General features: G+C 65.0%; 8 protein-coding genes and 1 pseudogene. 3 read left to right on the plus strand and 6 right to left on the minus strand.

Features of this window, described 5'->3' with window-relative positions; all coding sequences use genetic code 11:
- Positions 1–666: pseudogene (locus B2W70_RS13535) on the minus strand (phosphoribosylformylglycinamidine synthase); the annotation flags it as partial.
- 162 nt (positions 667–828) lie between these two features.
- On the opposite strand from B2W70_RS13535, the gene map reads away from it, so the two are divergent.
- Entirely contained in the window at positions 829–1,665 is an 837-nt protein-coding gene (gene map / locus B2W70_RS13540) for a type I methionyl aminopeptidase (RefSeq protein ID WP_058085784.1), read from the plus strand.
- A gap of 18 nt (positions 1,666–1,683) precedes the next feature.
- Entirely contained in the window at positions 1,684–4,272 is a 2,589-nt protein-coding gene (locus tag B2W70_RS13545) for a [protein-PII] uridylyltransferase (protein ID WP_286746448.1), read from the plus strand.
- A gap of 13 nt (positions 4,273–4,285) precedes the next feature.
- Here the strand turns inward: B2W70_RS13545 and B2W70_RS13550 are convergent, their stop codons facing one another.
- A complete protein-coding gene (locus B2W70_RS13550) occupies positions 4,286–4,489 on the minus strand; it encodes a YdcH family protein (protein WP_058085786.1) in 204 nt (67 codons plus the stop codon).
- A 97-nt stretch (positions 4,490–4,586) separates the two neighbouring features.
- On the opposite strand from B2W70_RS13550, the gene B2W70_RS13555 reads away from it, so the two are divergent.
- Positions 4,587–5,354, plus strand: coding sequence for a PP2C family protein-serine/threonine phosphatase (locus B2W70_RS13555; protein WP_058085787.1), 768 nt, complete (start codon positions 4,587–4,589; stop codon positions 5,352–5,354).
- Positions 5,355–5,393: 39 nt separating this feature from the next.
- Here B2W70_RS13555 and zapE read toward each other — a convergent pair whose 3' ends face one another.
- The 4 genes from zapE to odhB all read right to left on the minus strand — a co-directional run.
- Positions 5,394–6,506, minus strand: coding sequence for a cell division protein ZapE (gene zapE / locus B2W70_RS13560; RefSeq protein ID WP_286746453.1), 1,113 nt, complete (start codon positions 6,504–6,506; stop codon positions 5,394–5,396).
- Positions 6,507–6,591: 85 nt separating this feature from the next.
- On the minus strand, positions 6,592–8,022 hold the full coding sequence (gene lpdA / locus B2W70_RS13565; RefSeq protein ID WP_286746456.1) for a dihydrolipoyl dehydrogenase: 1,431 nt from the start codon (positions 8,020–8,022) through the stop codon (positions 6,592–6,594).
- A 56-nt stretch (positions 8,023–8,078) separates the two neighbouring features.
- Complete coding sequence (locus B2W70_RS13570) at positions 8,079–8,405, minus strand: PspC domain-containing protein (protein ID WP_286746458.1); 327 nt, start codon at positions 8,403–8,405, stop codon at positions 8,079–8,081.
- A gap of 70 nt (positions 8,406–8,475) precedes the next feature.
- Positions 8,476–9,254, minus strand: a 779-nt coding sequence (gene odhB, locus B2W70_RS13575) for a 2-oxoglutarate dehydrogenase complex dihydrolipoyllysine-residue succinyltransferase (protein WP_286746460.1), incomplete at its 5' end; no start/stop codon positions are given.

Consider the following 9,254-nt stretch of genomic DNA (forward strand, 5'->3'; position numbering starts at 1 on the left):
GGCGAACATCGTCAACTCGACGTCGGTCGGGTTGCGCTTCAAGCCGGTGAAGGCGTTGACCAGGTAATCGATTTCGTCATCCGACAAAGCCAGACCGAACTCGGCGTTCGCGGCTTCCAGCGCAGCGCGGCCACGACCCAGCACGTCCACATGCGCCATCGGGGTGCCCTGCTTTTCGTCGAACAAGTGACGGGCTTCTTCGCGGCTGGCCATCACGCTTTCGGTCATCCGGTCGTGCAGCAGCGCCGCAACGGCCTGGATGTCTTGCGGGGCCAACGGTTTGGCGCCGCCCATCAGGGCCCCGATGACCCCGGCCTTGACCGTCAGACGGAATTCGGTGACGCGCTCGACGCGCCGGATCGCCAGGCCACAGTTGTGCGCGATGTCGGTGGCTTTCGATGCCCAGGGCGAGACCGTGCCCAGGCGCGGCGCGACCACGATGAGGTCGCCCTCCACTGGCCCGGCGTAGAACGGCCCATAGGTCAACAGGGCTGCCAGCCTTTCCTGCTCCGAGGAGGTCAGAGGCTGCTCCAGCGCCACCCAGTGCACGAAGCGGGCGTGAACGCCGCTGATCCGCGGGTTGATGGCCTGCAGCTTGGGCAGCAGGGCTTGGGCTTGGTGGGGAGCCAGGGCGTTGCCGCCCTCGAAGTGCATCAGGGTGGACATCGCGGAGGAGGTGCGTTCGGTCACGGCGAGGGGCCCAAAGCAGGCCTGCGTCGGGAAAAACGCGCATTTTACCGGGGCCAGCGGACAAAACCCGCGAGTTGTTCGCGGCGGCATCTCCCTGTCGATGCCGAGCCGCGCACTTATTACGGATAATCCAGCCCCATGAGCATCACGATCAAATCCGGCGCCGAGATCGACGCCATGCGCGTGGCCTGCCGACTCGCCTCGGAGGTCCTGGACTACCTGACGCCCCACATCCAGCCCGGCATCACCACCAAGGAAATCGACCGCCTGGCGCACGACTACATGGTCAACGTCCAGGGCACGACGTCCGCCACGCTGAACTACCAGCCGCCCGGCCACATTCCCTACCCCGCCTCGTTGTGCACCTCGGTCAACGACGTGGTCTGCCACGGCATCCCGAACGACACGCCGCTGAAGTCGGGCGACATCGTCAACATCGACGTCACCGTCATCAAGGACGGCTGGTATGGCGACAACAGCCGCATGTTCCTGATCGGCAAGCCGGCGATTGCCGCCGACCGCCTGTGCCGCATCACCTTCGAGGCCATGTGGAAGGGCATCGTCAAGGTCAAGCCGGGCGCGCGCCTGGGCGACATCGGGCACGCCATCCAGACCTTCGCTGAAAACGCCGGCTACTCGGTGGTGCGCGAGTACTGCGGCCACGGCATCGGCCAGCGCTTTCACGAGGACCCTCAGGTGCTGCACTACGGGCGCCCTGGCACCGGCATCGAGCTGCAACCCGGCCTGATCTTCACCATCGAGCCCATGATCAACCTGGGCAAGCGAGAGATCAAGGAAGGCCGCAAGGGCGGACAGCCCTACGACGGCTGGACCATCGTCACCAAGGACCGCTCGCTGTCGGCCCAGTGGGAGCACACCGTGCTCGTCACCGAAACCGGCTACGAAGTGCTCACCTTGTCGGCCGGCAGCCCCGAGGCGCCCGCCTTCGTGCAGCAAGCCACCCAGCCCGCCTGAACCCACGCCAGTCCGCCAATGACCGTTGACGTCCCCGCCCTGCGCACGCAGTTCCGCGCAGACAAGGCCGCGCTGCTGCAGCGGTTCCAGGACAGCCGCCCGACCACCTCGTCGGCCACTCGCCTGCTCACCCAGCTCTCTCGCCTGGTCGATCGCGTGCTGCAGACGCTGTGGGACGCCCACGCCATGCCCAAGGGGGCCACGCTGGTCGCCGTGGGGGGCTACGGTCGCGACGAGCTCTTTCCGCACTCCGACATCGACGTCCTGCTGCTGATGCCCCTGTCGCCATCGGTGGCTGGCGACGAAAGCCTGGCGCCCAGCGTCGAAGGCTTCATCAGCGCCTGCTGGGACATCGGCCTGGAGATCGGCTCCAGCGTGCGAACCGTCGAAGAGTGCGCCGAAGAGGCCCAGCGCGACGTCACGGTCCAGACCTCCCTGCTCGAAGCCCGCTTCCTTTGCGGCTCCCGGGCCCGTTTTGAAGCGCTGGAGAAAGCCACCTACGAGCACCTCGACGTGCACGCCTTCATCACGGCCAAGATGCTGGAGATGCGGCAGCGGCACACCAAGCACGAAGACACGCCCTACGCGCTGGAGCCCAACTGCAAGGAAAGCCCTGGGGGCCTGCGCGACCTGCAGGTGGTGCTTTGGCTTGCCCTGGCCGCTCGACTGGGGCGCAACTGGCATGACCTGGCCCGCAACAGCCTGCTGACGCCCTTCGAAGCCCGCCAACTGCAGCGCAACGAGGGTCTGCTCAAGCTCATCCGCTGCCGCCTGCACCAAGTCGCCGGGCGCCGCGAAGACCGCCTCGTCTTCGACCTGCAGACCACCATTGCCGAGAGCTTTGGCTACGTGAACACGCCTGCCCTGCGCGCTTCCGAGGCGCTGATGCGGCGCTATTACTGGGCGGCCAAGGCCGTCACCCAGCTCAACCAGATCCTGATCCTGAACATCGAGGAGCGCGTGCAGGGCTCGACCGACGCGCCCATGCGCGTCATCAACGAGCGCTTTCTCGATCGCGGCGGCTACCTCGAAGTCGCCAGCGACGACCTCTACCAGCGCGACCGCCACGCCATCCTCACCACCTTCCTGACGCTGCAACAGGACGGCACCTTGAAAGGCCTGTCGGCCCGCACGCTGCGCGCGCTCTACAACGCGCGTGGCGTCATGGACGCGTCCTTCCGCCGCGACCCGGTGAACCACGCCACGTTCATGGCGATCCTGCAGGAGCAGCAGGGCCAGACCCGCGTCATGCGCCTGCTCAACCAGACCTCGGTGCTGGGCCGCTACCTCTGGGTGTTCCGCCGCATCGTCGGGCAGATGCAGCACGACCTCTTCCACGTCTACACCGTGGACCAGCACATCCTCATGGTCGTGCGCAACGTGCGGCGTTTCTTCATCCCGGAGCACGCCCACGAGTACCCCTTCTGCACCCAGCTGGCCTCGCAGTTCGACAAGCCCTGGCTGCTCTACATCGCCGCGCTGTTCCACGACGTGGCCAAAGGCCGCGGTGGCGACCACTCCGAGTTGGGCGCAGTCGAGGTCAAGCGGTTTTGCAAAGACCACGGCATCGCTGGTGAAGACGCCAAACTCATCGAGTTCCTGGTCGGCGAGCACCTGACCATGTCGCGCGTGGCCCAGAAAGAAGACCTTTCGGACCCGGACGTCATCCAGGCCTTCGCGCGCCGCGTGGGCAACGAGCGCACCCTCACAGCCCTGTACCTGCTCACCGTGGCAGACATCCGCGGCACCAGCCCCAAGGTCTGGAACGCCTGGAAGGGCAAGCTCCTCGAGGACCTCTACAAGCTGGCCTTGCGCGCACTGGGTGGGTCTCGCCCACACATGGACGCCGAAATCGAGTCGCGCAAGCAGCAGGCCCGCCAGACGCTGCAGCTGTACTACCTGCCGCCTGGCATCGAAGACAAGCTCTGGCAGACGCTGGACATCAGCTACTTCGCCCGCCACGACGCCGCCGACATCGCCTGGCACACGCGCATGCTCTGGCGCCACGTCGACACGCCCAAGCCCATCGTGGCCGCCAGGCTGTCGTCCATTGGCGAAGGCCTTCAGGTGCTGGTCTACGCGCCCGATCGCCCCGACCTGTTCGCCCGCATCTGCGGCTACTTCGACCGCGCCGCCTTCAGCATCCAGGACGCACGCATCCACACCTCGGGCACGGGTTATGCGCTCGACACCTTCCAGATCCTGGCATCCGACCCGCTGCGCTTCGAGGGCGTGCATTACCGCGACATGATCGCGCTGGTTGAAACCCAACTGGCCGAAGCCGTGGCCTCCGACAAACCCCTGCACGACCCAGCCCGTGGGCGGCAGTCTCGCCGCGTGCGCTCTTTCCCGATCCCCCCACGCGTGAGCCTGCGACCTGACGAGCGCGCTCAGCGCTGGCTGCTCACGGTGTCTGCGTCGGACCGCTCAGGCCTGCTGTACGTCATCGCCCGAACGCTGGCCCACCATGGGGTGAACGTTCAACTGGCCAAAGTCAGCACCCTGGGTGAACGCGTGGAAGACACCTTCCTCGTCACCGGTGACGCCTTGCGTCAAGACAAGCGGCAACTGACCATCGAAACCGAGTTGCTGGCCGCACTGGCCTGAGCCTTGGCGCAGTTCAGGCAGGCTCTTTCGGGTCGAGCAGCAACTCCAGGCGAGCGATCTGGTCGCGCAGCATGAGCCGCCGCTTCTTCAGGCGACGCAGGGACAACTCATCCGTGGGGGTTTGTTCGGCGGCGCGGTCGATCAGGTTGTCCAGGTCGGCGTGCTCCATCCGCAGTTCGATCAACTGTCGATGGGGGGAATGGAGGTTCTCGGTCATCTTGGGCGCCAGGGGTCGTCATGCTGCAACCCGTCATCGGTTGAATCCCCTGTGATCGGGGAACAGGGTCTCCCCGTTTCCCGATTATAGTTTTCAGATGATCACAGTGCCTTCGAGTTTTCGCCTTGTGGCCGCAACCGGCCTGCACCGCGGAGACCGCCCCTACCAACAAGACCAGGTGGAAGTCATGCCGCATCCGCGCGTGCCCGGCTGCCTGATGGCCGTGGTTGCCGACGGCATGGGCGGCAAAAGCGGTGGGCGCAAGGCCGCAGACCAGGTCATCCTGACGGCCAGGCAGGTGTTCGAGCGTTATGAGCCAGGCATGGAGTCGAGCGAGTCGCTCATGACACAGCTGGTGCAAGAGGCTCACTTGATGATCAAGCTCACCGCGCTGGCCTTCGAAGAAGAGCCCCACAGCACGGTCGGCGCTTTCCTGATCAACCCGGACATGAGCGCCTGCATTGGTCACGCAGGCGACACCCGCATCTACCACTTTCACGGGCCGGAAATGATCACCCGCACCGAGGACCACTCCTACGTGCAACGCCTGGTCAACGAAGGCCACCTGACCGAAGACGAAGCCAACGTGCACCCTCAGGCCAACTTGCTGACGGGTTGCCTGGGCAGCCAGGCCGATCCGCCCCTGGCCGTGCGCACCGTCACCCGGCTTGAAATCGGCGACACGCTGCTGGCGTGCTCTGACGGCCTGTGGCACTACTTCACGCCCAAGGAGCTGGGCGCCATCGTGCACACGCTGCCCCCGCGTGAGGCCGCAGAAATGCTGGTGGGCAAGGCTCGCTACCGTGCTCGCGCCGGTGGCGACAACCTCTCGCTCGCGCTCGTCAGGGTCGAAGCGCTGGGCTGACGTCGCGTCCGCAGCGAGTCGGCCGCCCTGCCGGCGGACTCAGGTCAGCGAGGTGTCAACGATGCGCCGCTCTTCGCTGAGGTACTCCTTGGACTGCATTTCGTTCAGGCGTGACACCGTGCGCGGGAACTCGTGCGACAGAGGGCCTTCCGTGTACAGCTGCTCGGGCGGCACCTCGGCCGAGATCACCAGCTTGCATTTGCGGTCGTACAGCACGTCCACCAACCAGGTGAATCGGCGTGCTTCGGAAGCCATCCTCACCGGCATGTGCGGCACGTGGCTCAGCATCACCGTGTGAAATCGCGAGGCCAGCTCCAGGTAGTCGTTCTGCGAGCGCGGACCACCGCACAACGTGTTGAAGTCGAACCAGACCACGCCACCGGCCTTGCGGCGAGCCTTGAGCACGCGGTGCTCGATGTTCAGCTCCGGGTCTTCGTCGGCGGTTTCGGCCAACTGCCCGAACATGCGGTGCATCTCGGCTTCGTTCTCCTCGTTGAGAGGCTGCAGGTACAGGTTGGCGTTTTCCAGCGCGCGGCGGCGGTAGTCGTTGCCCGCGTCCACGTTGACCACCTGCAACTGCTGCTTGAGCAGCTCGATGGCCGGCAGGATGCGATCGCGGTGCAAGCCGTTGGGATACAAGCCGTCCGGGTGGAAGTTCGACGTGGTGACGATGCTCATGCGGTTGCGGAACATCGCGTCCAGCAACTTGTACAGGATCATGGCGTCGGTCACGTCGGCCACGTGGAACTCGTCAAAACAGATCAGGCGGTGCTTGCGCGACATGCGCTTGGCCAGCACCTCCAGGGGATCCTGCTGGCCCTTGAGTTCGTGCAACTGCCGGTGCACCTCGCGCATGAATTCGTGAAAGTGCAGGCGGGTCTTGCGCTCCAGCGGCACGGCGTTGAAGAAGCAGTCCATGATGAAGCTCTTGCCCCGCCCCACCCCGCCGAACATGTAGACACCGCGTGGCAGCTCCGGGTAGCGCAACATCTTGGTCAGCGCATTGCTGCGCTTGGCCTTGTAGTTGGCCCACTCGTCCTGGCAGCGCTGCAGCGCCGCGATGCCTTGCAGCTGGGCCTCATCGGCCTTGTAGCCCCGCTCGGCCAGGCTCTGCTCGTAGAGTTGGGTGACGGATTGCTTGTAGGCAGGCATGTTGAAGCGGCTTTGACCAGGGGGTGAGCGAAACAAAACAAAAGGGGCAGCCAAGCCGCCCCTTTCGGTTCTGACAGGAACAAGGTCAGAAGTTTAAGGTGCGCTTGTCCACGGCGAGCGCAGCCTCCTTGGTGGCCTCGCTCAGGCTGGGGTGAGCGTGGCAGATGCGCGCGATGTCTTCTGCGCTGGCCTTGAAGGCCATGGCCACCACGGCTTCCGAGATCAACTCGCTGGCGTACGGGCCGATGATGTGCACGCCGAGGATCTCGTCGGTCTGAGCATCGGCCAGGAACTTCACGAAGCCATTGGTGTCGCCCAAAGCACGGGCACGGCCGTTCGCGATGAAGGGGAAGGAGCCGGCCTTGTAGGGCCGGCCCTCCGCTTTCAGAGCCTGTTCGGTTTTGCCGACCCAGGCAATCTCCGGGCTGGTGTAGATCACCCAGGGAATGATGTCGAAGTCGACGTGACCGTGCTGACCAGCGATTCGCTCGGCCACGGCCACGCCCTCTTCTTCTGCCTTGTGCGCCAGCATCGGGCCACGCACCACGTCGCCCACCGCCCACACATTGGGCAGGTTGGTCTGGCAGTCGTCGTTGACCACGATGGCACCGCGCTCATCGAGTTGCAGGCCCACGCCCTCGGCGTTCAGGCCGTTGGTGTTGGGCACGCGGCCGATCGAGACGATCAGCTTGTCGCATTCGAGCTTTTGCTCGGCACCGGCGGCGTCGGTGTAGGCCACCGTCACGCCCTTCTTGCCCGGCTTGATCTCGCCGATCTTCACGCCAAGCTGCAGCTTCAGGCCTTGCTTCGTGAAGAGCTTCTGGGCTTCCTTGGCGACCTGCTCGTCCACCGCGGCCAGGAAGGTCGGCATGGCTTCGAGAACGGTCACCTCGGCACCCAGGCGGCGCCAGACGGAGCCCATTTCCAGGCCAATCACGCCGGAGCCGATCACGCCCAGCTTCTTGGGCGCCTCGCCAATGGCCAGCGCACCGTCGTTAGAGAGGATCAGCTTCTCGTCAAACGGCACACCAGGCAGCTGACGGGCGTTCGAGCCCGTGGCAATGACCACGTGCTTGGCGACCAGGCTCTCGGGCTTGTCACCCGTCACCGCCACTTCGTACAGGCCATCAGCGGCTTTCACGAAAGAGCCGCGACCGTGGAAGAAGCTGACCTTGTTCTTCTTGAACAGGTAGAGGATGCCGTCGTTGTTCTGCTTCACGACGGTGTCCTTGCGGCCGATCATCTTGGCCACATCGATGGACAGGCCGTCCACGGTGATGCCGTGATCTGCGAAGTGATGCGCCGCGTGCTCGTAATGCTCGGACGATTGCAGCAGCGCCTTGGACGGGATGCAGCCGACGTTGGTGCAGGTGCCGCCGGGGGCGGGGCCGCCCTTGGCGTTCTTCCATTCGTCGATGCAGGCCACCTTGAAGCCGAGCTGTGCAGCGCGGATGGCAGCGATGTAGCCGCCGGGGCCGGCGCCGATGACGATGACGTCGAATTGTTGTTGGGACATGGTTGGGTCTTTCCGTGCGGCAGAGGCGCTGTGAAGCTCGGTGTCGGGCAGGAGGGTCAGGCTGCGTCAGCGCCCTCGGGAGGAACAAACACCCACAACAGGACGTAGATGATGAGCCCCGTGCCCCAGAAAAAAATCAGCAGGGTGACGGCGAGTCGGATGATCCAGGTCTCCACACCCATCATGCGGGCCAGGCCGCCGCAGACACCACCAATCCAGCGGTCATCCAGCGAGCGGCGCATGGTCGAGTCAACCACGCCCGGCGTTCCCTCAAGAGAAGCGCCGTCCAGCAAACGAGACTTCAGCCGCTGAAACTCCTCAGCGGTGATCACGCCTCGCTCATGCAGCGAGGCGAGCTTGTCAAGTTCGTCGGCCATGGACATGGTGTGGACTCCTGTGATGGGATGCAGATCCGAGCGACCCCTCGTGAGGGTCGCCCGGTCGCAAAACTCGTCAGATGTCGAACAGCAGGCGCGCCGGGTCTTCCAGCGCTTCCTTCATGGCGACCAGGCCCAGCACGGCTTCGCGGCCGTCGATGATGCGGTGGTCGTACGACATCGCCAGGTAGTTGATCGGGCGGATCACGATCTGGCCGTTTTCCACCACGGCGCGGTCCTTGGTGGCGTGCACGCCCAGGATGGCCGACTGTGGCGGGTTGATGATCGGGGTCGAGAGCATCGAGCCGAACACGCCACCGTTGGAGATGGAGAAGGTGCCGCCGGTCATCTCTTCGATGCCCAGCTTGCCGTCACGGGCCTTGACGCCGAACTCGGCGATCTTCTTTTCAATCTCGGCGAAGGTCATCTGGTCGACGTTGCGCAGCACCGGCACCACCAAGCCACGCGGCGAGCCCACGGCCACGCCGATGTCGAAGTAGCCGTGGTAGACGATGTCGTTGCCGTCCACCGACGCGTTGAGAACCGGGTACTTTTTGAGGGCGTGCACCGCCGCCTTGACGAAGAAGCTCATGAAGCCCAGCTTGACACCGTGTTCCTTCTCGAACTTCTCCTGGAACTTCTTGCGCATCTCCATGACCGGGGCCATGTTGACTTCGTTGAAGGTCGTCAGGATGGCGTTGGTGGCCTGCGACTGCAGCAGGCGCTCGGCCACGCGGGCACGCAGGCGGCTCATCGGCACGCGCTGCTCGGGGCGCTCGCCCAGGCTGTTGGGGCCGCTCGGGGCCTGCACGGCGGGCAGCGAGCTGGTGGGCACGCCAGTCGGGATGGCAGGGG

Origin of the sequence: Aquabacterium sp. UBA2148, assembly GCF_002328915.1 — a bacterium.
GTDB classification, from domain to species: Bacteria; Pseudomonadota; Gammaproteobacteria; order Burkholderiales; family Burkholderiaceae_C; genus Aquabacterium; species Aquabacterium parvum.